Annotated in this window: 22 protein-coding genes; 15 read left to right on the forward strand and 7 right to left on the reverse strand. The window is 72.4% G+C overall.

Translation table 11 applies throughout. The features are described 5' to 3' along the window. Positions 1 to 115: 115 nt before the first annotated feature. The 5 genes from ACFFKU_RS16575 to ACFFKU_RS16595 all read right to left on the reverse strand — a co-directional run bounded on the left by ACFFKU_RS16575 (position 116) and on the right by ACFFKU_RS16595 (position 5,981). A complete protein-coding gene (locus tag ACFFKU_RS16575; protein WP_380139683.1) occupies positions 116 to 1,147 on the reverse strand; it encodes an ABC transporter permease in 1,032 nt (343 codons plus the stop codon). A 2-nt stretch (positions 1,148 to 1,149) separates the two neighbouring features. Further along, on the reverse strand, positions 1,150 to 2,694 hold the full coding sequence (locus ACFFKU_RS16580; RefSeq protein WP_380139685.1) for a sugar ABC transporter ATP-binding protein: 1,545 nt from the start codon (positions 2,692 to 2,694) through the stop codon (positions 1,150 to 1,152). Then, the gene (locus ACFFKU_RS16585) at positions 2,694 to 3,719 is read right to left on the reverse strand and encodes an ABC transporter permease (RefSeq protein ID WP_380139687.1); all 1,026 of its coding nucleotides are present in this window, start codon (positions 3,717 to 3,719) and stop codon (positions 2,694 to 2,696) included. Before ACFFKU_RS16585 ends, ACFFKU_RS16580 begins: the two co-directional genes overlap by 1 nt. Then, positions 3,716 to 4,846: a sugar ABC transporter substrate-binding protein gene (locus ACFFKU_RS16590; protein ID WP_380139689.1), complete on the reverse strand. Its 1,131-nt coding sequence runs from the start codon at positions 4,844 to 4,846 to the stop codon at positions 3,716 to 3,718. The genes ACFFKU_RS16585 and ACFFKU_RS16590 overlap by 4 nt, the downstream gene beginning before the upstream one ends. Before the next feature lie 208 nt (positions 4,847 to 5,054). Continuing rightward, positions 5,055 to 5,981, reverse strand: coding sequence for a sugar-binding transcriptional regulator (locus tag ACFFKU_RS16595; RefSeq protein ID WP_380139691.1), 927 nt, complete (start codon positions 5,979 to 5,981; stop codon positions 5,055 to 5,057). Positions 5,982 to 6,252: 271 nt separating this feature from the next. On the opposite strand from ACFFKU_RS16595, the gene ACFFKU_RS16600 reads away from it, so the two are divergent. From ACFFKU_RS16600 to ACFFKU_RS16670, 15 genes are all read left to right on the forward strand, one after another. Continuing rightward, positions 6,253 to 7,257: a substrate-binding domain-containing protein gene (locus ACFFKU_RS16600; protein WP_380139693.1), complete on the forward strand. Its 1,005-nt coding sequence runs from the start codon at positions 6,253 to 6,255 to the stop codon at positions 7,255 to 7,257. Next, a complete protein-coding gene (locus ACFFKU_RS16605; RefSeq protein WP_380139695.1) occupies positions 7,254 to 8,840 on the forward strand; it encodes a sugar ABC transporter ATP-binding protein in 1,587 nt (528 codons plus the stop codon). Before ACFFKU_RS16600 ends, ACFFKU_RS16605 begins: the two co-directional genes overlap by 4 nt. Continuing rightward, positions 8,837 to 9,862, forward strand: a complete 1,026-nt coding sequence (locus ACFFKU_RS16610; protein ID WP_380139697.1) for an ABC transporter permease — start codon at positions 8,837 to 8,839, stop codon at positions 9,860 to 9,862. The genes ACFFKU_RS16605 and ACFFKU_RS16610 overlap by 4 nt, the downstream gene beginning before the upstream one ends. 52 nt (positions 9,863 to 9,914) lie before the next feature. Next, positions 9,915 to 11,417 carry an iron-containing alcohol dehydrogenase gene (locus tag ACFFKU_RS16615; protein WP_380139699.1) on the forward strand — a complete coding sequence of 501 codons (1,503 nt, stop codon included), beginning with the start codon at positions 9,915 to 9,917 and terminating at the stop codon, positions 11,415 to 11,417. After that, positions 11,414 to 12,991, forward strand: coding sequence for a xylulokinase (locus ACFFKU_RS16620; protein WP_380139701.1), 1,578 nt, complete (start codon positions 11,414 to 11,416; stop codon positions 12,989 to 12,991). The genes ACFFKU_RS16615 and ACFFKU_RS16620 overlap by 4 nt, the downstream gene beginning before the upstream one ends. Next, positions 12,988 to 13,869, forward strand: a complete 882-nt coding sequence (locus ACFFKU_RS16625; protein WP_380139703.1) for an HAD-IIA family hydrolase — start codon at positions 12,988 to 12,990, stop codon at positions 13,867 to 13,869. Before ACFFKU_RS16620 ends, ACFFKU_RS16625 begins: the two co-directional genes overlap by 4 nt. Before the next feature lies 1 nt (position 13,870). Continuing rightward, entirely contained in the window at positions 13,871 to 14,851 is a 981-nt protein-coding gene (locus ACFFKU_RS16630) for a sugar-binding transcriptional regulator (RefSeq protein ID WP_380139705.1), read from the forward strand. A 112-nt stretch (positions 14,852 to 14,963) separates the two neighbouring features. Beyond that, a complete protein-coding gene (locus tag ACFFKU_RS16635) occupies positions 14,964 to 16,001 on the forward strand; it encodes a thiamine pyrophosphate-dependent dehydrogenase E1 component subunit alpha (protein WP_380139707.1) in 1,038 nt (345 codons plus the stop codon). 1 nt (position 16,002) lies between these two features. Next, positions 16,003 to 17,070: an alpha-ketoacid dehydrogenase subunit beta gene (locus tag ACFFKU_RS16640; protein WP_380139708.1), complete on the forward strand. Its 1,068-nt coding sequence runs from the start codon at positions 16,003 to 16,005 to the stop codon at positions 17,068 to 17,070. 41 nt (positions 17,071 to 17,111) lie between these two features. Then, entirely contained in the window at positions 17,112 to 17,354 is a 243-nt protein-coding gene (locus ACFFKU_RS16645) for a lipoyl domain-containing protein (protein WP_380139710.1), read from the forward strand. Positions 17,355 to 17,356: 2 nt separating this feature from the next. Next, complete coding sequence (locus tag ACFFKU_RS16650; RefSeq protein ID WP_380139712.1) at positions 17,357 to 18,994, forward strand: glycerol-3-phosphate dehydrogenase/oxidase; 1,638 nt, start codon at positions 17,357 to 17,359, stop codon at positions 18,992 to 18,994. A 48-nt stretch (positions 18,995 to 19,042) separates the two neighbouring features. Further along, entirely contained in the window at positions 19,043 to 20,605 is a 1,563-nt protein-coding gene (locus tag ACFFKU_RS16655) for an FGGY family carbohydrate kinase (RefSeq protein ID WP_380139713.1), read from the forward strand. A 101-nt stretch (positions 20,606 to 20,706) separates the two neighbouring features. Next, the gene (locus tag ACFFKU_RS16660; protein WP_380139715.1) at positions 20,707 to 21,555 is read left to right on the forward strand and encodes a class II fructose-bisphosphate aldolase; all 849 of its coding nucleotides are present in this window, start codon (positions 20,707 to 20,709) and stop codon (positions 21,553 to 21,555) included. Next, positions 21,552 to 22,244 carry a 2-oxo acid dehydrogenase subunit E2 gene (locus tag ACFFKU_RS16665; protein ID WP_380139717.1) on the forward strand — a complete coding sequence of 231 codons (693 nt, stop codon included), beginning with the start codon at positions 21,552 to 21,554 and terminating at the stop codon, positions 22,242 to 22,244. Before ACFFKU_RS16660 ends, ACFFKU_RS16665 begins: the two co-directional genes overlap by 4 nt. Beyond that, positions 22,241 to 23,053 carry a lipoate--protein ligase family protein gene (locus ACFFKU_RS16670; RefSeq protein WP_380139719.1) on the forward strand — a complete coding sequence of 271 codons (813 nt, stop codon included), beginning with the start codon at positions 22,241 to 22,243 and terminating at the stop codon, positions 23,051 to 23,053. Before ACFFKU_RS16665 ends, ACFFKU_RS16670 begins: the two co-directional genes overlap by 4 nt. On the opposite strand, the gene ACFFKU_RS16675 is transcribed toward ACFFKU_RS16670, so the two are convergent. Continuing rightward, on the reverse strand, positions 22,985 to 23,593 hold the full coding sequence (locus tag ACFFKU_RS16675) for an alpha/beta hydrolase family protein (protein WP_380139720.1): 609 nt from the start codon (positions 23,591 to 23,593) through the stop codon (positions 22,985 to 22,987). The genes ACFFKU_RS16670 and ACFFKU_RS16675 overlap by 69 nt on opposite strands. Continuing rightward, complete coding sequence (locus tag ACFFKU_RS16680) at positions 23,590 to 24,045, reverse strand: MarR family winged helix-turn-helix transcriptional regulator (RefSeq protein ID WP_380139722.1); 456 nt, start codon at positions 24,043 to 24,045, stop codon at positions 23,590 to 23,592. The genes ACFFKU_RS16675 and ACFFKU_RS16680 overlap by 4 nt, the downstream gene beginning before the upstream one ends. Positions 24,046 to 24,058: the final 13 nt, after the last annotated feature.

Genomic DNA, 24,058 nt, shown 5'->3' on the forward strand with positions numbered 1-24,058 from the left:
GTGGTGCTGGTCGGGTCGTTCGTGTCGTTCGTGTCGTGAGGGGTGCCGCGACGACGTCGTCGGGGCGGGGGACGATCAGCGTGCCGGGGTCCGGGCCCACCGGCGCGGCGAGGGGTCAGAAGACCGAGGCCCCTCTGACCCGGCGCGTGGTGAGCGCGACGGCGGCGACGACCACGATCCCGTAGACGAGGCTGCGGGCCTGCGGGGTCACGCCGAGGGCGGTGGCGGTGATCGGGATGAGCGCGATGGTCAGCGACCCGAAGATCACGTTGATCGGGTTGGTGTGCCCACCGGTGATCGCCGTGCCCCCGACGATCGCCGCGGCGATCCCGGGCAGCAGCAGGTCGCTGCCGAGGCCGAAGCTGCTGGCGGCACCGGCCTGGGCGATGATGGCGATCCCCGCGACCCCGGCCAGGAAGCCCGACGCGGCGAACGCCACGACCTTGAGGCGGCGGGCCCGCAGGCCCGAGAACAGGGCGCCCGTCTCGTTGCGGCCCACCGCCGTGAGCCCCTGCCCGAGGCCTGTGCGCTGCAGCACGAACCAGCCGAGGACCGCGAGCAGCGCGGCCACCCAGAACCCCGCGGGCAACCCGGCGAAGGTGACGACGAACAGCCAGGACACCAGTTCGCCGTTCGCGGTCACGTAGACGGTCGTGGAGCCCGACAGGACCAGCGAGGCCGCCTGCAGGATCCCCAGGGTGCCGAGCGTGAGGGCGAAGGAGGGGACCTGCGCGTAGGCCACCAGCACGCCGTTGACGACCCCGACGACGGTCGCCACGACCAGGCAGACGACGACGGCCGCCGGGCCGGTCGTGCCCAGCGCGGTCGCGAGGATCATGGCCGAGAGGATGGCGGTGGCGGCGTTGGACAGGTCGATGGAACCGACGTGCAGCACGGCCGCCTGACCGAGGGCCACCAGGAGGATGGCCGTGGCCTGGATCGCCAGGATCACCAGCCCCCCGGACAGGAAACCGGGGTTCAGGATCCCGGTCACCAGCAGCAGCACGGCGAAGACCGCGAACGGTCCGGCGGTGTGCCAGAGCGCGCCCACCCGGGCGGCCGGGGGACGGGTCGCACGGTCGGTGCGCCCGCCCGTCTCCCGCGCGGTGGTCCGCGGGGCGGGGCCGACGTTCAGATCCGGCGCCATCGTCAGACCATCCTTTCGAGCAGGTCGAGCGTCGAGGGGTTGTCGGTGGCGAGGTCGAAGCGGGTGGTGATCTCGCCGTCACGCATGACGACGACCTCGTCCCCCATCTCCAAGGCCTCCTCCAGCGTGTCGGCGAGCAGGACGATCCCCGCCCCGTCCCGGCCGGCCTGGCGGATCTGCTCGTTGACGATCTCGGCCGCCCCCGGGTCCAACCCGCGCAGCGGGTGGTCCAGGAGCAGGACCTTGAGGTCGCCCGCGGACAGCCACTTGGCCATGACGACCTTCTGCTGGTTGCCGCCGGAGAAACGTTCCAGCGGCAGCGAGGGGTCGCCGGGTCGGACGTCCAGGTCGGCGAACCACTTCTCGGCGACCCGCTTGCGGGCCCGGGGGCGCAGCACGGGCCCGCGGCGCGACTCCCCGGGGTGGGTGAGCGTGAGGTTCTCCGCGGCCGTCATGCCGCCCACCATCCCCTCGACGCGGCGTTCGGAGGGGACGTAGGCCACCCCGTTGCGCACGGCCTGGGGCATGGTCCACGAGCCCACCGGGCGACCGTCGAGCTCGACCGTGCCCGAGTGCGCGGTCTCGGCCCCGAACAGGGTGCGGCACAGGGACTCACGACCCGAGCCGTTGGTGCCCACGATCGCGGTGACGCGACCGGCCCGGACGCTCAGGTCGATGTCGCGGTAGCTCCCCCGGCGGGTGAGCCCACGGGTCTGCAGCACGACCTCGCCGCTGCCGGCCTCGGCGCGGGACCGGGCGCTGCCCCGGGCGGAACGGCCGACCATGAGGCGGAAGATCTCGTCCTCCTCGGTCTCGGCGGTGCGCAGGTCGCCGACGATCTCACCGTGGCGCATGACGACGACGCGGTCGCAGATGCGCCGGATCTCGTCGAGGCGGTGCGAGACGAAGACGACCGAACCGATCCGGGCCAGGTCGCGGATCTCCCGCTCCAGGACGTCGGCCTCGGCGCGCTCCAGCAGCGAGGTCGGCTCGTCGAGGATCAGGACCGGGCAGGAGTGGTCGCCGCTGTCGACCTGCAGCGAGCGCGCGATCTCGACCATCTGGCGTTCCACGAACGACAGGTCTCCGACGATCGTGCGGGGGTCGATGTCGACCCCGACCCGGGCCAGCACGCGGGCGGCGTCGGCGTTGAGGCGCCGCCAGCGGTACCACCCGAACTTCGTGGCCCGCTGGGCCGACGGGACGGGGGTCATCGCGATGTTCTCGGCCACGGAGAGGTTCGTCAGCAGCGACTGCTCCTGGTGCACGATCCCGATCCCGGCGGCGGCCGCCTGCTGCGTGCTGCGCAGACGGACCGCGCGGCCCCCGACCTCGATGGTGCCGGTGTCCGGTTCCTGGACGCCGGAGAGGATCTTGAGCAGGGTCGACTTGCCGGCTCCGTTCTCACCGACGAGGCCCAGGACCTCGTTGCGCTGCAACGTCAGGGACACGTCGCGCAGGGCCCGGACCTGGCCGAAGGTCTTGGTCAGACCGCTCAGGCGCAGAGCGGGGGCGTCGGGCAGGGGTTCGGAGGCGGGGGCGGACATCACTTCACCACCCGGAGGCGTCCACGGTGCGGCCAGGCGGCGACCACGATGGCGGCGACCAGCACGGCCCCGGACACCCCGGACTGGATGTCCGGGCTCACGCCGGAGAGGATCAGTCCGTTGTTGAGGACGGTCAGCATGACGACTCCCAGTGCGGTGCGGAGCACCCCGCCCCGGCCGCCGCCGAGGGAGGTCCCCCCGATCACGACGGCGGCGATGGTGAGGAACAGGGTCCCCGCCCCGAGTGTCGCGGCCCCGGCGCCCAGCTGGAGGGCGGCGAGGACACCGGCGAGGGCGGAGCACAGCCCGGCGGTCGCGAACACGGCCACCTTGGCCCGGTTCACGCGGATCCCGTTGTCGCGGGCGATCTGCTGGTCGGCCCCGATGGCGTAGGCCGAGCGACCCATGCGGGTCCAGCGCCCGACGACGACGCCGGCGACGAGCACCAGCAACGCCAACCAGAACGAGTGGGGCAGGCCGAGGGTGGTGCGGCTGGACCAGCGGGCGGTGTCGGTGTCGGTGAGGAAGGGGATGCCGGAGGTGCCGAACAGCAGCGTGGCCACTCCGAGCCCGACGTACCAGACCCCGAGGGAGGCGATGAAGCTCGGGACCCGCATCCGGGTGTGCACGAACCCGAGGAGCAGGCCGAGGGCCAGGCCCACGGCGAGCGCGGCCAGGACGGCGACGGGCCCGAGGTCGGTCCCGGTGCGGCTGTTCGCCGACAGCAGCACGAACGTCATGCCGGCCGCCCCCATGACGCCCTCGACGGAGAGGTCGATGGAACCCATGAGGATGACCAGCGTGGCGCCGACCCCCACGATCAGGGGGAGGGCCGCCTGGTCCAGGATCGTCAGCAGGTTCGTGGTGGTGGCGAACGTCCCGGGGTTCAGGACGGTGAACACGATCACGAGCACGACGAGCGCGACGACCTCGCCCGAGGAACGCCAGCGGTGCGAACGCGGCCGCCGGGCGGGGGTCCGGGTGGGGGCCGGAGGGTTCCCGGCCACCTCGACCTGGGTGCTCACGGCAGTTTCACCGGACCGGCGGCCACGACCGGGACGGGCTCGGTGTTGTACGGGCCGTCCTTGACGAGGGTCTTGATCCAACCCGGCACGTCGTTGTCGTACCCGGTGAACTCGTCGAGGTTCTCCGGGGTGACGCAGCCGATCTTGAACAGGGCCTGGCGCTGCTCGGCCGGCATCTTGGCGACGTCGAGGACGCCGGTCGCGGCCTGGTAGGCGGTGAGCAACCCGATGGCGGCAGCCATGTACCCACGGTGGAACGTCTCACCGACGATGGTGCTGCCGGGCTTCTGCATCAGTTCGATGACCGGCGGGTAGAGGCCCTCGCCGGCGAACTTGACGTCGGCGGTGGTGCCGGCGTTGTCGAACGCCTGGATCGCGCCGAGCATCATCGCGTCGTCGGCGGTCCAGACCCCGTTGATCTGGTTGCCGTACTTGGCGATCATCGCCTGGGCCTCCTTGAAACCGACCTGCTGGTCCCAGTTGGCGGGACGCTCCTCGAGGATCGTGATCCCCGGGAACTCCTTCAGCGCCTCCTTGAGCCCCGCGACGCGCTGCTGGCTGACCGTGGAGTCCAGCACCCCGGGGAAGGCGATGATGTTGCCCTCCCCGCCGAGGGACTCGGCGAGCGCCTTGCCGGTGCACATCCCGGCGTCGACACCGGAGTGCATCTGGAAGGAGACGAAGTTGTCGCCCACCTGTTCCGGGGTGAAATCGTCGGGCTTGTTCCACCAGATGACCGCGTAACCACCGGCGGCCTTCACGGCGTTGACGATGGGCACCGCGTCGGCGCTGGCGACGGTGTTGGAGACGAGGGCGACCTTCTTGCCCTCGGCCAGGATCGCCTGGATCTGGGAGATCTCCTGCTGCGAGCTGCCGGCGGAGTCCACGATCCGCAGCGGCACCCCGAGTTCCTTCGAGAGGGCCTCGGCGCCCTGGATCATGGAGGCCATGTAGGGGTTCGTGGTGTTGATGACGGACAGCACCAGGATCAGGTCGTCCTTGGCGATGGTCTGCTGCGCCCCACCGGAACCCTGGGTGGTGGTCCCGCACGCCGAGGCGGCGGAGGTGGCGACGGCGGTGGTGGCGGCGGCCAGGACGAACCGGCGGCGGCTGAGGGGGGTGCGCACTTCGATCAGCTCCTCTTCGAGCACAGAGCCCGGCATAATCATGCGGGCGTTGAATCGACTTGCAGAGTGTGCGGACGACGCGGCCCGGGTGTCAAGGGTTCGTCGTGATCCGACTCACGGACGGTCACGTCCGGGACGGTCCTCGGCGTCGCGGAGCGCGGCGGCGGGGGTGGGGTGGGGTGGGGTGGGGGTGCGGGGGTGGGGGCGGTCAGGCCGGGGGGCCGGCGGCCAGCAGGGCCTCGGCGGTGCCGGTGTCGGTGACCAGCACGTCGACCCACCTGCCCCGCAGCGCGGCGAGGATCGCGGCGTGCTTGCCCTGGCCCCCGGCCACGGCGAAACGGGTTCCGGCGGAGGCGAGCTGCTCGGCGGTCACCCCGACCACGAGGTCGTCGAACGGCGTGCTCAGGACGTGCCCGTCGGCGTCGAGGAAGCGCAGGCAGACCTCGCCCACGGCCCCCAGCTCCCGCGCGCGGGCGAACTGCTCGTCGGTGAAGAACGTGTCGCCCCCCAGGGGTGGCGCGGTCCGGGCCGGGCCGATGCCGACCAGGGCCACGTCGAGGTCGTCCATGGCCGACAGGCTGCGCTGGGCGTGCGCGTTGTGGTCCAGGAGCGCCGCCCGGGTGCCGGCGTCGAGCAGCACCCCGGGGGTGCGCAGGTACAGGGGGGTGGCCCCGAGCAGGTGGGCCAGGTGCTCGGTGCTCTGCGCCGCCTCGTGCTGCAGGGCGGGGGAGCCGAGGTCCCCCAGCAGCTCGACGACGCGCTCGGCGTGCGAACCCCCCGGGGCCAGGGCCTCGACGCAGTGCCGCAGGGTCCGGCTCCACGAGGTGTAGCCCACGGTCGTGGCCCGCAGCGGGTTCGCCGCCAGCACCGAGGAGGCGACGTGGCCCAGGTCGCGGGCCAGCTCGTCCTCGTCGTCGGCGACGGCCTCCACCACGTGGGCCTCGCGCAGGCCGAAGCGCTGCTCCAGGTCGTCCTCGAGGTCGGAGTGCAACCCGGTGGGCAGGACCACGATCGTGCGCACCACCCCGGCCGCCTCGGCCTGGCTCAGCAGCCGCGAGACCCGCGACTGCGAGATGTGCAGACGCTCGGCGATCTCGCTCTGGCGCAGTCCGCGCACGTGGTAGAGGCGGGCCACCTTGGTGACCAGACGCTCCTGCTGGAGGTCCAGGGCGACTCCGTCCGTGCCGGGGGGTCCGTGCCCCGCGGCGGTTCGTGCTCGGCTCGTTCGGGTTGAACCGGACAACCCTAGGGGATCAGGCCGGTCCAGCGGGGTGCCACGACGCGTCCAAGTCCCACTTGACAGTGACCGTGGTCACTCCGCATGATCGGGGTGAATCAACATTCGATGGCTGAGTAACGATTCACACCCCGCCCCGGCTGGGGCACAGACGACGAAGGAGACGACTGTGGTGCTGCGCAAGAAGTCCGTGCTCAAGACCCTCATCCCGCTGGCCGCCCTCGCCATCGTGGCCCCCCTGGCCTCGTGCGGGGACTCGGCCGGTACCGAGGGTGGCGGTGGCGACAAGAAGACCATCGGGGTCTCGGTCGCGGACCAGAAGTCGCTGTTCTACGTGGCGGCCGTGCAGGGCATGGAGGCCGAGGCGAAGAAGCGCGGCTACGAGCTGAAGGTCACCTCGGCCAACAACAACGCCAACCAGCAGGTGAGCCAGGTCAACGACCTGCTGACCCAGCAGGTGGGCGCCCTCATCTTCATCTCCCAGGACTCGACCGCGGCCGGCGCCGGGGTGCGCGCCGCCAACCAGGCCGACGTGCCCGTGGTCGCGGTCGACCAGCGGCCGGAGTCCGGCGACGGCGAGCTCGCGACCTACATCGCCACGGACAGCGTCAAGGCGGCCAAGGACCTCTGCGACTGGATGTTCTCCCAGATCGGCGACTCCGGTGAGATCGCCATCCTGCACGGGGTCCTCGGCTCCACCGCCGAGATCCAGCGCACCCAGGGTTGCGAGGACTCCCTCAAGGAGCATCCGAACGTCAAGGTCGTCGCCGAGGAGACCGCGAACTGGGACGAGACCGAGGCGTTCAAGGCCACCCAGAACATCCTCTCGGCCAACCCGAACCTGAAGGCCGTCTTCGGCGAGTCCGACGCGATGGCGCTCGGTGCGGCCAAGGCCGCCCAGCAGGCCGGCCGCAGCGGGATGACCTTCGTCGGCATCGACGGTTTCCCGACGATGTTCGCGGGCATCGAGGCGGGGTTGACCCAGGCCACGATGGCCCAGCAGCCCTACAAGATGGGTGAGATCGCCGTGGACAACGCCATCTCCATCATGGAGGGCAAGGGCGACGGGATCGCCAAGGAGCAGTACCAGGACACCGTCCTCATCACCAAGGACAACGTGGCGACCGAGGACGTCAAGACCTTCTACGGCCCCGACGCCTCCGTCGACCAGTGAGCGCCCCCGCAGGGCTCGTCTGCACGGGCCTGATCAAGGAGTACGCGGGCGTCCGGGTGCTGAAGGAGGTCGACTTCACGGTCGCCCCGTCCTCGGTCGTGGGACTCATCGGCGAGAACGGGGCCGGCAAGTCCACGATGAGCTCGATCATCACCGGGGTGGTCCGGCCCGACGGCGGGACCATGACCCTGGACTCCGAGCCGTACGCCCCCTCGGGCCCGGCCGAGGCCCTGCGGGCCGGTGTGGTCCTCATCCACCAGGAGATCCGGTTGCTGCCGGAACTCTCGGTGGCCGAGAACATCTTCCTGGGTCGGCTCCCGCTCTCGGGCGGGCGCCTGGCCCGGCGGCAGATGGAGAACGCCGCCGCCGAAGCACTGGGACGGCTCGGGGTCGACCTCGACCCGGGCCGCCCGGTGCGCGGCCTCTCCATCGCGGTGCAGCAGGAGATCGAGATCGCCAAGGCGATCTCCCGCAACCCCCGCTACGTCATCTTCGACGAACCCTCCGCCTCGCTGGGGGAGCGCGAGACCGAGCGGGTCCTGGAGCAGATCCAGGTGCTCCGCGAGGGTGGCGCGGGCGTCGTCTACATCTCCCACCGGTTGGAGGAGGTGCGTCGCACGGCGGACCGCATCGTCTGCCTGCGCGACGGTCAGCGGGTGGCCTCCTGGGACGACGGGGACGTCCCCCAGAAGGAACTCGTCAACGCGATGGTCGGTCGTGAGTTCACCTACCAGCACTCGGCCCCCCAGCCGGCCACCGACCGGGCCGTGCTGCGCGTCCGGGGCCTCGGGCTCAAGGGCAGTTTCTCCGACATCGACCTCGACGTGGCGGCCGGCGAGGTCCTGGGTCTGGCCGGCCTCGTCGGGGCCGGGCGCACCGAGGTCGTGCGGGCCATCGCCGGCGTCGACCGCCCGGACGAGGGCACCGTCGAGGTCGAGGGTCGCCCGCTCAAGCGGGGTGACGCCCGGTCGGCGATCACGGCCGGCGTCGTGATGGTGCCCGAGGACCGCAAGGGCCAGGGCCTCAACCTCGACCGCACCGCGGCGGAGAACATCACCCTCCCGTGGGAGAAGTCGTTGGCCCGCAAGGGGCTGGTCACCCGGAAGGCGCTGCGCACCACGGCCGAGCGGTTGTCGCGCGACCTCGACATCCGGGGCCGCATGGGCCTGCCCGTGGCCTCGATGTCGGGGGGCAACCAGCAGAAGGTCCTCCTCGGCAAGTGGCTCGTGGAGAAACCCACGGTGTTCATCATCGACGAGCCCACCCGCGGGGTCGACGTCGGCGCGAAGATGGCGATCTACGAGATCATCCGCTCCCTCGCCGCCGACGGCGTGGCCGTCGTGGTCGTCTCCTCCGAGCTCGAGGAGGTCCTCGGGCTGTGCCACCGGGTCCTGGTCATGGGCGGGGGCCGCAACCGCGGGGTCCTGGAACGAGCCGACGCCACCCCGCAGCGGGTCATGGAGCTCGCCGTCCTTGGTGGGGCCTCGGAAGGTTCCACCGGTTCGATGACCGCCACCGTGGCCGGTCCCACCGGTACCCCCGACAACAGCACGCCGACGAGCCTGGAAGGTCACCTCCGATGAGCAGTCCCACGACCACCTCCGAGAAGCCGTCCGCGGCGAGCTCGACCGCGTCCCCGGACAGCGCCCGCGACCGCCTGCTCGGCCTGGCCCGCCAGATCCCGGGCCCCCTGGTCGGTCTGATCGTCATCGTCGTGCTGATGTCGATCCTGTCGCCCTACTTCCTCACCAGCCGCAACCTGCTGAACATCGTCAGCCAGGTCTCCGACATCGGCGTGATGGCCGTGGGCGCGGCCCTCGTCATCATCATCGGCGGGATCGACCTCTCGGTCGGTTCGGCCCTGGCGATGAGCGCGATGACCAGTGCCTTCCTGTTCAAGTCGCAGGGGCTCCCGTTCTCGGTCGCCCTGGTGGCCGGCGTCCTCGTCGGGGCCCTCATCGGCCTCATCAACGGGGTGCTCTCCACCTACGGTCGGGTGCAGCCCTTCGTGGCCACCCTGGCGACCATGTCGGCCGCCGCCGGTCTCGCCCTCTACATCACCGACGGCAACCCGATCACCGGGTTCCCGGACTGGTTCCTGCTGCTCACCGAGAACGTCCCCGGGACCCCGATCCCGGTCGAGGGCGTCATCATGGTCCTGGTCTTCGTCGGCGCCGCGTTCTGGCTGCGCTACCGGCCCGACGGCCGTGCCCTCTACGCCATCGGTGGCAACGAGGAGGTCGCCCGCCTCTCCGGGCTCCGGGTCACCGCCATCAAGATCCGCGTGTACGTCATCGCCGGGGTGCTCGCCGCGCTGGCCGGCATGCTCACCACCTCCCGGCTCGACTCCGCCCAGCCGACCGCGGGTGCCACCGACCTGCTCAACGTCATCGCCGTCGTGGTCATCGGTGGGGCGAGCCTGGCCGGGGGTTCGGGCACGATGCTCGGCACCTTCATCGGGTTGTTCATCATCGGGACGCTGAACAACGGGATGTCCCTGCTCAACGTCTCGCCCAACCTCCAGCCCGTCGTCATCGGCGTCGTCATCATCGCCGCCGTCATGAGCGACCGCGGCGGCCGGGCCCGCCTGCGCGGCGGGCACTGACCGCAGCGACCGAACCGGGCTCCGACACCCCTTCCCCCTGAGGAGTTTCACCGTGGCCGAGAACCTGCCGCCCACCGACGTGCGGTTGCGCGACCTCGCCGACCCGACCGACCTCGACGCGTTGCGCGACGCCATCCGGGCCCAGGACCCCGCGGGGGTCCTGGTCCCCCTGGAGCTGCGGGACCTGGTCGTCTCCGAGCACGCCGCCGACGAGGTCGCGAGCACCCTGCGAAAGCTGCTGGGGGAGAAGCTGACCGGGGCCACCGTCGTGCTCCTCGTGGACGACACCCCCATCCGCCGCGGGCAGGTCCTGCTCAAGGACCACGTGCAGGACCTGGTGCGGGCCGCCGTCGACGACGGTCGGGGCGGGGGGCGTTGCGAGCGCGTCGTCCTGCGCGGGGACCACCCGCTGCACGCCGACGACGCCGCCCTGGACGAGGCGACCGAGGCGGTGCGCGGCAGCGACGCGGTGGTCACCGTGGGCGGGGGCACCATCACCGACATCGGCAAGGTGGCGACCGCCCGCACGGGCGGGCAACCCCTCGTCGTCGTGCAGACCGCCGCCTCGGTCGACGGTTTCACCGACAACGTCTCGGTGGTGCTGGCTTCCGGGGTCAAGAAGACGATCCCCTCGCGCTGGCCCGACGTCGTGCTGGCCGACCTGGAGACCATCGCCGGGGCCCCGCCCCAGATGGCCGCCGCCGGGTACGGGGAACTGCTGTCCATGTTCACCGCGCCGGCGGACTGGTACCTCGCGAAACTGCTCGGGATCGACCCGACGTTCCACGAGGTCCCCGTGGAGCTGCTCGCCGTCGTCGGCCGGGGACTCGACGCGTGGTCGCCCGGGGTCGTGCGCGCCGAGCCCGACGCCATCGCCGCCCTGACCCGGGCGCTCGACGTGCGGGGGATCGCCACCGGCGTCTCCGGGGGGACCGCGGTGCTCTCGGGCGTGGAGCACCTCGTCTCGCACATGCTCGACATGCACCACGGGGCCCGCCACGAACCGATCGGCCTGCACGGCGCCCAGGTCGGCGTCGCCTCGGTGGTCGCCGCGACCGCCTGGGACGTGCTGTTCGAGCACCTCGCCACTGGGGGTGGTCGCGACCTCGACGTCGAGGCGTTGCGCCCCGACCCGGCCTCGGCCGAGGAACGGTGCCGGGCCGCGTTCGGCCACCTCGACGAGGACGGTGCGCTGGCCGCGGAGTGCGCCCGGCGGTACGGGCAGAAGCTGCAGGCGCTGGCCCAGGCCGCGCCGGCGGTGGCCGGTCTGCTGCGGGAGCCGCAGGAGCACGTGGAGGTGCTGCGCGGGTTGCTGACCCCGGCCGCGGACCTGCTCGCGGGGCTGCACGCCGCGGGCGTCACCGCGAGTTTCGCCGAGCTGGAACCCTCCGTGCCCGAGGAGCTCGCCCGCTGGGCCGTCGGGAACTGCCACCTCATGCGGGAGCGCCTCACCGTCGTCGACCTGCTGGACCTGCTGGGCCTGTGGACCCCCGCCGTGGTGGACCGGGTGCTGGGGGCGCTCGACGCCCCGCGGGCCGCGGCGGCGACGCCGTGACCCGCGACCTCGTGGTCGGGCTCGACTGCTCGACCACGGCGACCAAGGCGGTCGTCTGGGACGCGAGCGGTCGGGCGCTGGCCACCGGCCGCGCCGCCTTCGCGACCACCACCCCGCACCCCGGGTGGGGCGAGCAGAACCCCGAGGACTGGTGGAGCACCACCTGCGAGGCGGTCCGGCGCGCCGTGCAGGCCGTCGACGGTCGCCGGGTGGCCGCGCTGGCGATCACCCACCAGCGGGAGACGTTCGCCTGCACCACGGAGGACGGTCGGCCGCTGCGTCCGGCGATGCTGTGGCTGGACACCCGGGCGACCGAGGAGGTCGCCACGTTCGGCACGCGGGCGGTCCACGAGACCACCGGCAAACCGCCGAACCCGACCCCTGCCTGGTACAAGCTCCTCTGGTTGAGCCGGCACGAACCGGCCACCGTGCGGCGCACCGAGATGGTGGCCGACGTCGGCGCCTACCTGGTCCGCCGGTTGACCGGTCGCTGGGCGACGTCGTGGGCGAGCGCGGACCCGTTGGGCGTCGTCGACCTGCGCACCTTCGACTACGACGACGACCTCCTGCAGGCCGCGCAGCTCGACCGGGCCCGGTTGCCGGAACTGCACCCGCCGGGTGCGGTGATCGGTGAGGTCCTCACCGAGGTGGCCGACGCCCTCGGTCTGCCGCGCGGACTGCCGGTGGTGGCCGGGGCCGGCGACGGTCAGGCCGCAGGCCTCGGAACCGGTGTAGTGCAACCAGGTTCGTCGTACCTGAACCTGGGCAGCGGGATCATCTCCGGGTCCGCCTCGACCACCTACCGGTTCTCCGACGCGTTCCGCACCATGGCCGGCGGGGTCCCCGGGACCTACGCGGTGGAGACCTTCATCGGGGGTGGCACCCACAACATCAGCTGGTTCGTGGAGCGGTTCGCGGGGGTCGACACCCGGGCGCTGGGGCTGGACCTCACTGCCGAACAGGTCCTCGAGACCGCGGCGGCCCAGCTCCCGCCCGGATCGGAAGGGTTGCTGACCCTGCCCTACTGGACGGGGGCGCTGACCCCCTACTGGGACCACCACGCCCGGGGGACGATCCTGGGACTCACCGGCCGGCACGGGAAGAGTCACGTCTACCGCTCGTTGCTGGAGGGCCTGGCCCTGGAGCAGCGGCTGCTGACCGACGGTGCCGAGGCGGCCGTCGGGGTCCCGGTCGACCGGGTCGTCGCCACCGGCGGCGGTTCCCGCAGTCCGGTGTGGTGCCAGATCATGGCCGACGTGCTGCAGCGCCCGCTGCACATCGCCCGGGAACCCGAGAGCACGTGCCTCGGGGCCGGGGTGCTGGCCGCGGCGGCGGTCGGGCTGCACGACGGGGTCGCCGAGGCCTCGGAGGCCATGAGCGGGACCCGTACCGTCTACGAGCCCGACGCCGGGGACAGCGCCGTGTACGACCGGTTGTTCGGGGTCTACCGCCGCCTCTACCCGCAGCTGCGCGACGTCTTCGGCGACCTGAGCGCCGCGCTCGACGGCGACCCCGAGACCTCGGGCGAACCCGAACCGGCCAGCGCGACGGCACCCGCGGGGGTGCGGTCGTGACCGCCCCGACCGGAACCGCGCCGGAGGCGGGAGCGCGCGTCGACGTCCAGCCCGACCGCTGGTACCGGGGGTACGTGTTCGACCTGGACGGGACCGTCTACCTGGGCGACGAGCCGTTGCCGCGCGCCGCGGAGACGATCGCCGCCCTGCGGGCCGCGGGGTCGCGCACGGTGTTCCTGTCGAACAACCCGACCAAGGACCCGGCCATGTACGCCGAGAAACTTAGCCGGCTCGGCATCCCCACCGCGGTCGAGGAGATCCTCAACCCCCTGGTGACGATGTCGGCCTGGTTGCTGGAGAACGCCCCGGGCGCCGGGGTCTTCGTCATCGGCGAGGAACCCCTGCGCCGGCACCTGCGCGAGCGCGGGATCCGACTGGTGGAGGAGGCCGCCGAGACCGACGTGGTGGTCGCGAGCTTCGACCGCACCTTCGACTACCGCAAGCTGCAGACCGCCTTCGACGCGTTGTGGTTCCACCGCCGCGCCCGTCTGGTCACGACCAACCCCGACCGCTTCTGCCCCATGCCCGGCGGGCGCGGGGAACCCGACGCTGCCGCGGTCGTCGCGGCGATCGAGGCGTGCACCGGCGTCACCTGCGAGATGAACGCGGGCAAGCCGGGGACGGTCATGCTCGACGCGGTCCGCGACCTGCTCGGCCTGCCGGTCGAGGACTGCGTCCTGGTGGGGGACCGGCTGGCCACCGACATCGCCATGGCCCGCGCCGCGGGGATGGCCTCGGCCCTGGTCCTGACCGGGGAGAACACCGCGGGCGAGGCCGCGGCGCTGCCGGCGGACCAGCGTCCCACCTGGGTGCTGGAGGGCATCGGGGCGCTGCTGCCCGGTTCCCAGCCGTCCGGTGCGGCCGGGGCGGAGGCCTGAGATGGCCGTCGACCCCACCGCCCTGGGCAGCGACCACCTCCGCCTGGTCACCACGGTCGCCCGGCTCTACCACGTGCGCGGGGTCCGCCAGCGCGACATCGCGGCCCGGTTGCACCTCTCCCAACCACGGGTGTCGCGGTTGCTCGCGGCGGCCGAGGAGATGGGGATCGTCCGCACGGTCGTCGTCGCCCCGCAGGGCCTGCACCCCGACCTCGAGGAGCGGTTGGAACAGCGGTTCGGCCTCGGTGAGGTGCACCTCGTCGACGTGATCTCGGAGGCCGACGTCGCCGAGGGTCTGGGCGCGGCCGCGGCCCGGCACTTCGCCGAGGCCTGGCCCGGCGGCTCCGTCGTCGGGTTCACCTCGTGGAGCAAGACGCTGCGGACCATGGCCGACCTGCTGCCGCCCGTCCGCCGCTCCGGGGCGAAGCAGGTGGTGGAGCTGCTCGGGGACCTGGGTTCCCCGCTGCTGCAGCACGAGGCGGCCCGGGCCACGTTGCGGCTCTCCCGGGCGTTGGAGGCCGAGGCGGTGTTCCTGCGCACCCCGGGGGTCGCGGCGAGCCCGGAACTGCGCGACTCGGTCGTGCAGAACGTCCACGTCGCGCACGCCCTGTCGCTGCTGGACACCCTGGACGTGGCCTTCGTCGGTGTGGGGCCGGCCGACTTCCACGGTCCGCTGCGCGAGGGGGACAACTTCTTCACCGCGGCCCAGCTGGAGCAGGCCCGGGTGGCCGGGGCCGTGGCCCAGCTGGACCAGCGCTTCCTCGACGCCGAGGGACGGCCCGTCCCGACGGGTCTGGACGACCTCGTGGTGGGGGTCGACCTGGAGCAGCTCCGGCGGGCCGGACGGCGGATCGTCGTCGCGGGCGGCCGGACGAAGCACGCGCCGATCGCCGCGGCACTCGCCGGCGGCTGGGTGGACGTCCTGATGACGGACACCGTGACCGCCGAGTATCTCCTCCAGATCCCCACCGCCGCAGGCTGATCCGACGAGGATCGCGACCCGGCCGCCGCGTCGCGGAGCCGGGTCGGGGCGGATCGTCGCCGCGTCTTGTCACCGCCGCGTCGCCGCACTAGAATTTCTACCAGACCACTGAATGAACATTCGGGAGGATGTTGTGCACCTGGACCGGGCAACGGCGCTCGAGGCGCAGCGGCGGATGCTGAGGATCCGCCGTTTCGACGAACGGGCCTCCAAGATGGTCAAGCGGGGCCAGATCCCCGGCACGGTGCACACGAGCATCGGCCAGGAGGCCCAGGTCGTCGGCGCCACCATGGCCCTCGGCGACGAGGACTACATGACCGGCAACCACCGCAGCCACGGGCACCCGATCGGCAAGGGGTCCCCGCTGGGACCGCTCATGGCCGAGCTCGTGGGCAAGGGCACCGGGGTCTGCGGCGGCAAGGGCGGGTCCCTGCACCTGGCCGACTTCGCCGTCGGCAGCCTCGGGGAGTCCGGGATCGTGGGTTCCTCGATCCCGATCGCCACCGGCGCGGCCCTGTCGTCCAAGGTCCTCGGCAACGGCCGGGTCTCCCTCGCCTTCTTCGGCGACGGGGCCGCCAACCAGGGCTGCCTGTACGAGGCGATGAACATCGCCGGTACCTGGGACCTGCCGGTCGTGTTCCTCTGCGAGAACAACCAGTACGCGCTCTCCACCCCCGCGCACACCGTGACCTCGGGCGTCATCGCCGAGCGCGCCGCCGGGTTCGGCATCCCCGGCGTGCGGGTCGAGGAGGGCCAGGACTTCCTGGCCGTCCACGCCGCGGTGACCGAGGCCGTGGAACGGGCCCGCCGCGGTGAGGGCCCGTCCCTCGTCGAGGTCGTCACGTACCGGTTCAACGAGCACTCCGAAGGTCTGCGGCTGGGGGTCGACTACCGCGACGCCGCCGAGAAGGCGAGCTGGCTGGAGAAGGACCCGATCGTGCTCTTCCGCAAGCACCTCGTGGTCGAGGGCGTGGCCACCGACGACGAGCTCGACGAGCTCGAGCGCGAGGTGGAGGCCGAGGTCGAGGAGGCCTTCGAGTTCTCCCAGACCAGCCCGTTCCCGGACCCGTCGGTCGCGTTCGCCGACCTCTACACCGAACCCTTCGGCCCCACCCACCTGTCCCGCCAGCCCGAAGAGATCGGAGCCTGACATGGCCACGTCCGTCATGAGCTACCTGGGCGCCATCGGTGCGGCCCAGAAGGAGGCGATGGACGCCGACGAACGCGTCGTCATCATCGGCGAGGACGTCGAGGCGAACGTCTACGGCACCACCGGGGCCGGCAAGTCGCGCAAGGAGCAGGGCGACTTCCTGCAGATGTACGGTCGCAACCGGATCCGGAACACCCCGATCTCGGAGGAGGTCATCGTCGGCGCCGCGGCCGGCGCCGCGATGACGGGGCTGCGTCCGATCGTCGACCTCAGCTACTCGAGCTTCCTCTACATGGCGATGGACCAGTTCGTGAACCAGGTCGCCAAGAACCGCTACATGTTCGGCGGCCAGGCCTCGATGCCGGTGGTGTTCCGCTCGGCGATGTTCTACGGACTGAACACCGGCGCCCACCACTCCGACCGGCCCTACCCGATGTTCATGAACGTCCCGGGGCTCAAGATCATCGTGCCCGCGTCCCCGTCGGACGCGAAGGGTCTGCTGCGCAGCGCGATCGACAGCGACGACCCGGTCCTGACCTTCGAGGCCTGCATGCTCTGGGGCCTCAAGGAGGAGGTCGAGGAGGACGAGTACCGCGTCCCCCTGGGCGTGGCCCGCACGGCCCGCGAGGGCACCGACGTCACCGTCGTCGCCATCGCGACCGCCGTCCCGGAGGCCCTCAAGGCCGCCGAGGCCCTGGCCCAGGAGGGCATCTCGGTCGAGGTCATCGACCCCCGCACGCTGGTGCCGCTGGACTCCCGCGCCATCCTCGAGTCGGTCGCGAAGACCGGGCGCCTCGTGGTCGCCGACCCGGCCCACAAGACCTGCGGTGCGGCCGCGGAGATCTCGGCCATCGTCGCCGAGGAGGCGTTCGACGCGCTCAAGGCCCCGATCGCCCGCGTGGTGACCCCGGACACCCAGATCCCCTTCAGCCCCGCGCTGGAGAAGCAGCTCTACCCCAACCGGGAGAGCATCGCCGACGCGATCCGCCGGGTCACCGGCACCCGGGGCGAGACCCCCCGTGCCGACCTGCGCGCCGACGACGAACTGTCCACCACCGCCGCGCGCTGACGCGCGGCGTTCCGACCCAGGATCAACGAGAGGCGACTGACATGGCACGCGTCGAGGTTCTGCTCCCGCAGTGGGGCATGGGCATGAGCGAAGGCACGATCGGTACCTGGCTGAAGGCCGTCGGGGACACGGTCACCGAGGACGAGCCTCTGGCCGAGGTCGAGGCCGAGAAGGTCGAGGAGACGCTGGAGTCCCCGGCGACCGGGACCCTGGCCGAGATCGTCGTGGCCGAGGGGGAGACCGTGGACGTGCGCACGGTCGTGGCGATCATCGAGACCGACTGACCATGGCCTCCAGCGTTGTTGACCAGCGGTTGCAGGTCCCCTTCGACGTGGTCGTGATCGGGGCCGGGGTCAACGGGGTGGGGATCGCCCTCGACGCGGCGCTGCGCGGGTTGCGCGTGGCGCTGCTGGAGAAGGACGACATCTGCTCCGGCGTCTCGGCCTGGTCCGGGCGGCTCGTCCACGGTGGCCTGCGGTACCTGGAGCACAAGGACTTCGCCCTGGTGCGCGAGTCGTTGCGGGAACGGGAACTGCTGTTCCGCAACGCCTCGCACCTGGTCAAGCCTGTGCGCCTGATCATGCCGTTCTACAAGCACAACCAGCGGGCGCCCTGGCTGATCCGCACCGGCATGGCCCTCTACGACGCCCTCAGCTTCGACAAGAAGTCCCAGCGTCACGAGGTGCTGAGCCTCTCGACCCTGCTGCGCCGCTTCACCGGGATCGACCGCGACGGGTTGTCCGGGGCCGTGGTGTTCACCGACGGCCAGGTCGAGTACGCCGAGCGGCTGTGCGTCGAGCTGGGGGTCGCGGCCGCGGCGGCGGGCGCGGTCATCCGCACCGGCGCCCACGTCGAGGAACTCCTGACGACGGCCGGCAAGGTCCGCGGGGTCCGCTTCCGCGACACGGCCACCGGGGAGCACCACGACGTCCTGGCCCCCGTCGTCCTCAACGTCGCCGGGCCCTGGATCGACAAGGTGTTCCGCGCCGGGACGGGTGAGCAGCCGCGGCTCAACGGCGGCACCAAGGGTTCGCACCTCGTCGTGGACCCGTTCCCGGGGGCCCCGACCGACGTCGTGTACTACGAGTCCCGCCGCGACGGCCGGCTCGTGCTGGTCATCCCCTGGATGGGGCGCTACCTCATCGGCACGACCGACCTCCGCTACGAGGAGGACCCGGGCAGCGCGCGCTGCGACGCCGACGAGATGCAGTACATGCTCGACGAGGTGAACTCCCTCGTGCCCGGGGCGAAACTCACCCCGGCGGACGTGCTCTACACCTACTCGGGCGTGCGGCCCCTGCCCTACGCCCCGGACGTGGTCGAGGCGAAGATCCCGCGCAGCCACGTGCTGCACGAGAACGGTCCGGACCTGGACGGCCTGGTGACGGTGGTCGGCGGCAAGCTCACGACCTACCGCCAGCTCGCGCAGGACGCGGTCGACGACGTGCTGAAGCGGTTGGGCCGACCCAAGGTCCGCTGCGCGACCCAGCGCCTGCCGCTGCCCGGGTTCGTGGCCGACGAGTCGGCGGTGCGCGGCCGGCTGGCCGTCGCCGCCCCCGGGCTCTCGGCCCGCAGCACCGACCGGTTGCTGAAGGTCTACGGGCGTCGCGCGGTCGACGTGGCGCTCCTCGGTGCGGACGCTCCCGACCTGCTGGACGTCGTGCACGAACCCAGCGGGGCGATCGGGGCCGAGCTGGTGTTCGCGGTCGAGCAGGAGTTCGCCCGTGGGCTGGCCGACGTCATGGCCCGCCGCACCCTGCTGGCCTTCGAACCCGACCACGGACTGCCGGCGCTGGACCGGATCCTCGACGTCCTGGCCTCCCGGTTCGGGTGGGACGAGGATCGTCGTCGGGCCGAGGCGGCCGACTACCGGGACTGGCTGGACCATCTGGCCGTCCCGCAGGCGGACCCCGTAGCGGTCTGAGGTGCTGGCCCCGGGACGTCCCCGGGGCAGGTCGAGGAAGGAATCGACGTGACGACAACGGCTCGCGCGACGGCGGGTGGGCCCTACGTGCTGGCGCTCGACGAGGGATCGACGAGCGCCCGGGCGGTCCTGGTGGACCAGCTCGGGCGCATCGTCGCCGAGTCGCGCAACCCGGTGGTGCCGAACCGCCCACGGCGCGGGTGGGTCGAGCTCGACCCGGTCGCGCTGTGGCAGGCCCAGCACTCCGCGGTGGAACGGGTCCTGGCCAAGGTCGGGGCCACCTCCGACGACGTCGCCGCGGTGGGGATCACGACCCACCGCGAGACGATCGCCGTCTGGGACCGGGCCACCGGGGAACCTGTGCACGACGCCATCATGTGGATGTCGCACCAGACCGACGACATCGTCGCGCGGTGGCGGGCGGCCGGGTTGGAACCCGACGCCCGTCGCCGGACCGGCGTCCCGATCGACTCCTTCTTCAGCGCGGCGAAACTCGCCTGGCTGCTGGAGGAGGTGCCGGGTGTGCGGGCGCGGGCCGAGCGCGGCGAGCTCGCGGCCGGGACCGTCGACTCGTGGCTGCTGTGGAACCTCACCGGGGGTCGGTCGCACCTGACCGACCACGGGGAGGCCTCCCGCACCGCGCTGTTCAACCTGCACGCCCTCGACTGGGACGAGACCCTCTGCGAGGCCTACGGGATCCCGATGTCCCTGCTGCCCCCGGCGGTGGCCTCCGACGCCGAGTTCGGCCACGTCGCGCCGGGTCTGCTCGGCGGCGGGAACCGTGAGGTCCCGGTCCGGGCGATCCTGGCCGACCAGCAGGCCGGCATGTTCGGCCAGGCCTGCTTCCGCCGGGGAAGCGCCAAGAACACCTACGGCACGGCGAGCGTCCTCACCGTCAACAGCGGGGGAGACGTCCTCGACGTCGAGGGCATGACGTCCTCGGCGGCCTGGACGGTCGCCGGGCAGACCACGTTCGAGTCCGAGGGCGTGGTGTTCCACAGCGGCCAGACCCTCTCCTGGCTGCGGGAGGACCTCAAGGTGCTCCCGGCCGGCGGGAACATCGAGGAGATCGCCCGGTCTGCGGGGGACGACCACGGCCTCTACCTGGTCCCCGCGTTCACGGGGTTGTGCGCCCCGCACTGGGAGCACGACGCGACGGGCGCGATCGTCGGGCTGGGACTGGAGACCCGCCCCGAGCACCTGGTCCGGGCCGGGGTGGAGTCGATGGCCTACCAGGTCCGCGACGTCGTCGAGGGGTACGCGCGGGCGGGGATGCCCCTGCCCGAGCTGCGCGTCGACGGCGGTGCCGCCGGCAACGACCTGCTCTGCCAGTTCCAGGCCGACATCTGCGGCATCCCCGTCGTCCGGCCCGACGAACTGGAACGGACCGCCCTCGGGGTCGCCTACCTCGCCGGTGCGGGCGTCGGGATGTGGAACGTCCCCACCGACGTCGAGGCCGGGTGGAAGGTCGAGCGCGTCTTCGAGCCGGAGATGTCCGCCGACCGCCGCGAAGAACTCTGCGCCGGGTGGGACGACGCCGTCGCGGGCGTCTGCGAGGCCGGGGCCCGGCGTCGTGACCGCTTGGCCCGCAAGGCGTCCGTCCCCTCCTGAACCACGTCTGACCGCCGGCGTCCCCCCGTCGCGGACCGGGTTCCCCCGGACCGTCACCGACCCATCACCCGCGCAGCACCCTCATCCCCCTTGGAGCCATCATGAAGTGGGCAGACCCCCGCAAGCTCGTCACCGACGCCCAGGCGGGCGGCTACGCGGTCGGCGCGTTCAACATGCACAGCGACGAGACCGCGCAGGCCCTCGTCCGGGCGGCCGAGCAGGCCGAGTCCCCCGTGTTCCTGCAGGTGGGTCGGGCCATCGTGCCCCACATGGGTCTGCGCAAGGCCTACGAGCTGACCCTGCGCGCGGCCGAGGAGTCCGACGCCGAGGTCGTCATCCACCTCGACCACGGGCCGTGGGAGGAGGTCTTCGAGGCCATCAAGCTCGGTTTCACCTCGATCATGTACGACGGGGCCCACCTGCCGCTGGACGAGAACATCCGGACGACCAAGCACGTGGTCGAGGTCGCCCACTCCTTCGGCATCCCGGTCGAGGCCGAACTGGGCACGATCCCCGACGCGGGCGAGGCGGTGGACTGGGCGTCGTACTACACCAAGGTCGACGAGGCCGAGCGTTTCGTCGCCGAGACCGGGGTGGACTGGTTGGCCGTGTCCGCGGGTATCGTCCACGGCGTGGTGCCGGACCTGCCGCCCCAGCCCCTCGACCTCGAGCGCATCGAGCAGATCCGCCGCGCGACGGGTCTTCCGCTGGTCCTGCACGGGATGTCCGGTGTGGCCGACGACGACGTCACCGGGGCCATCAAGGCCGGCGTGCACAAGTTCAACGCCGACACCGACCTGCGCCACGCGTTCCGGGCGGGCCTGGAGTCGGTCTGGGCGCAGGGCGACCGCCAGCTCGAGGAGGCGCTGGCCGCGGGTCGCGAGCGCATGATCGAGGCGACGGTGGCGAAGCTGCAGCAGTACGGCTGCGCGGGGAAGGCGTCGGCGTGAGCACCACCACCGGGACCGACCAGGGGACGACCACCCCGCTGAAGGGCATCCGGCGCACCGCGGCCCGCCGCATGGTGGCCGCGTGGCAGGCCCCCGTGTTCCACCTCACGGTGGGGGTCGACATGACCAACGCGCTGGACCCCGCCCGACGCCCCGCGGGCACGACCGTCAGCGACGTGCTCCTCGCGGCCTGTGCGCAGGCCCTCAAGGTCCACCCGGCCCTGAACGCGCACTACGCCGACGAGGCGGTGACGACCTTCGAGCAGGTGAACGTCGGCCTGGCCGTCGCGACCGACGCGGGTCTCGTGGTCCCGGTCGTGCAGGGCGCCGGAGAGCTCGACCTGGAAGGGATCGCCGCGCAGCGCAAGGAGATCGTGGGTCGGGCCCGGTCGGGCAAGCTCCAGATGAGCGACGTCAGCGGCGGGACGTTCACGGTCTCCAACCTCGGCATGCTCGGGATCGACTCCTTCGACGCGATCCTCAACGTGCCCCAGGTCGCGATCCTCGCCGTCGGATCGACGCGCCACCAGCAGGTCTGGAACGACGGCGATCCGCAGTGGCGGCCCATCGCCCAGCTGACCCTGACCTGCGACCACCGGGCCATCGACGGTGCCACCGGCGCGACGTTCCTGTCCGCCGTCCGGGCGGCGGTGGAGGCCGGCCCCGCGTCGGCGGACGCGACCGCATGACCGGGGTCGAGGACCCGTTCACGGGGGAGTTCACCGTGGAGCGGGTTCTCGACGTCCCCGTCGGTCCGGCGCAGGAGGTGGCCGACGCCGACGTGGCCGCCCGCCTCGCCCTGCTCGCGGCGGTGGCCGGATCGACCGCGCCGCAGACGGTCCGGATCACCCGACCCGCCGCCACCGCCGCCTTCAGCCGGCGCGACGCCCTCCTGCCGGGTTTCGCCACGGCGGCGGGACGGGCCCGGGACCGGGGTTTCGCCCCGGTCGTGCGTCCGGTCGGGGGGCGGCTCGCGCCCTACCACCCGGGGTGCCTCGTCGTCGACGTCGTGGGTCGGGCCGAGGACGTGCGGACCGGGGCCATCCCCCGGTTCGAGGCGTTCGCCCAGGGTCTGGCCGAGGAGTTCCGGGCGGGCGGGATCGACGCCCGGGTGGGTGAGATCCCGGGTGAGTACTGCTCCGGTCGCCACTCGATCAACGTGGCGGGTGCGTACAAGATCGTCGGTACCGCGCAGCGGCAGGTGCGGGGCGGGTTCCTGGTGTCCGCCGTCGTCGTGGTGCGCGACCCGGAACCCCTCGCCGACGTGGTGGGGGCGACCTACGCCGCGCTGGGTCTGCCGGTGGACCCGGCGACGGTCGGCTCGCTGGACCGGGCCCGGCCGGGCCTCCAGCCCGCCGACGCGGTGGAACTCCTGCTCGCCGCGTGCCGGCGGTTCCTGACGCTGGACGAGACCCCGGCGGGAGGGCCGTCAGCGGGGGAAGCGTCGTCGCAACCAGGCGCCCGCGAGCTCGGCGGCGAGGTGCTCGCGACGTCGTAGTCCGTGGTCCCCGCCGGGGACCAGTTCCAGGTCGCGTCCCGGCACGACCGCGGTCTCGGCGGTGAGTTCCGCGGGCGTCCCGAACGTGTCGCGGTCGCCGGAGACGAACAGGCACGGCAGCCGCAACGTCGGCAGGTGCTCGGTGCGGAGCTTCTCCGGCCGACCCGGCGGGTGCAGCGGGTAGCTGACCAGCAGCAGCCCGGCCGCGGGCAACCCCTCGGCGACCGCCATGGACGCCATCCGGCCCCCCATCGACCGCCCGCCGAGCACCAACCGGTGCGGCGGCAGGCCCGACGCGGCCGCGAGTCCCGCGGCGGCCTCGCGCAGCGCGGCCAGCAGCACCGGCGCCCGGTCGGGCGCCCGGCGCCCCGCCAGTCGGTAGGGGAAGTCCATGCGGTGCACCGCGAACCACGGGGGTGCGGCCTCGGCCAGCGCCACCAGCCCGGGCGCGTCCGAACCGGCCCCGGCCCCGGGGGCCAGCAGCAGGCCCCAGCGCGGCCCCGCGTCGGCGGGCGAGGCCGGGGTTCCGGGACCGCTCACGCGTCCCCCGGGACCGGGCCCGAGGCCTCGATCAGACGGGTCAGGCCGTCCCGGATGCGTTCGAGCTCGCCGACGTCCATGGCCAACCGCTGCGCGACCAGCCCCGGGACCTTCTCGGCCTCCGACCGCAGGGCGCGGCCCGCGTCGGTGAGTCCCACGGCCAGGCTGCGCTGGTCGGAGTCCAGCCGGCGACGGGTGACCAGGCCGGCCGCCTCCAGGCGCTTGAGCAACGGGGAGAGGGTCGGTGCGTCCAGGCGCAGCTCGGCGCCGAGTTCGCGCACCGACAGGGGTTCCGCACCCCAGAGCGCGAGCATCACCAGGTACTGCGGGTGGGTCAGGCCCAGGGGTTCGAGCACCGGGCGGTAGACCCCGAGCACGCTGCGCGCGGCGACGACCAGGGCGAAGCAGACCTGGCGTTCCAGCGCGAGCGGATCGGGGGTGGAGGCGGGCACGGGGATCAGCGTA

It is taken from the genome of Kineococcus gynurae (genome assembly GCF_042433995.1).
Lineage (GTDB): Bacteria > Actinomycetota > Actinomycetes > Actinomycetales > Kineococcaceae > Kineococcus > Kineococcus gynurae.

Bases quoted from the DNA above. Each gene is read 5' to 3' on its own strand.
- ACFFKU_RS16575 (WP_380139683.1), bottom strand. From the start codon at position 1,147: ATGGCGCCGGATCTGAACGTCGGCCCCGCCCCGCGGACCACCGCGCGG.
- ACFFKU_RS16580 (WP_380139685.1), bottom strand. From the start codon at position 2,694: ATGTCCGCCCCCGCCTCCGAACCCCTGCCCGACGCCCCCGCTCTGCGC.
- ACFFKU_RS16610 (WP_380139697.1), top strand. From the start codon at position 8,837: ATGAGCAGTCCCACGACCACCTCCGAGAAGCCGTCCGCGGCGAGCTCG.
- ACFFKU_RS16630 (WP_380139705.1), top strand. From the start codon at position 13,871: ATGGCCGTCGACCCCACCGCCCTGGGCAGCGACCACCTCCGCCTGGTC.
- ACFFKU_RS16635 (WP_380139707.1), top strand. From the start codon at position 14,964: ATGAACATTCGGGAGGATGTTGTGCACCTGGACCGGGCAACGGCGCTC.
- ACFFKU_RS16640 (WP_380139708.1), top strand. From the start codon at position 16,003: ATGGCCACGTCCGTCATGAGCTACCTGGGCGCCATCGGTGCGGCCCAG.
- ACFFKU_RS16645 (WP_380139710.1), top strand. From the start codon at position 17,112: ATGGCACGCGTCGAGGTTCTGCTCCCGCAGTGGGGCATGGGCATGAGC.
- ACFFKU_RS16650 (WP_380139712.1), top strand. From the start codon at position 17,357: ATGGCCTCCAGCGTTGTTGACCAGCGGTTGCAGGTCCCCTTCGACGTG.
- ACFFKU_RS16660 (WP_380139715.1), top strand. From the start codon at position 20,707: ATGAAGTGGGCAGACCCCCGCAAGCTCGTCACCGACGCCCAGGCGGGC.
- ACFFKU_RS16670 (WP_380139719.1), top strand. From the start codon at position 22,241: ATGACCGGGGTCGAGGACCCGTTCACGGGGGAGTTCACCGTGGAGCGG.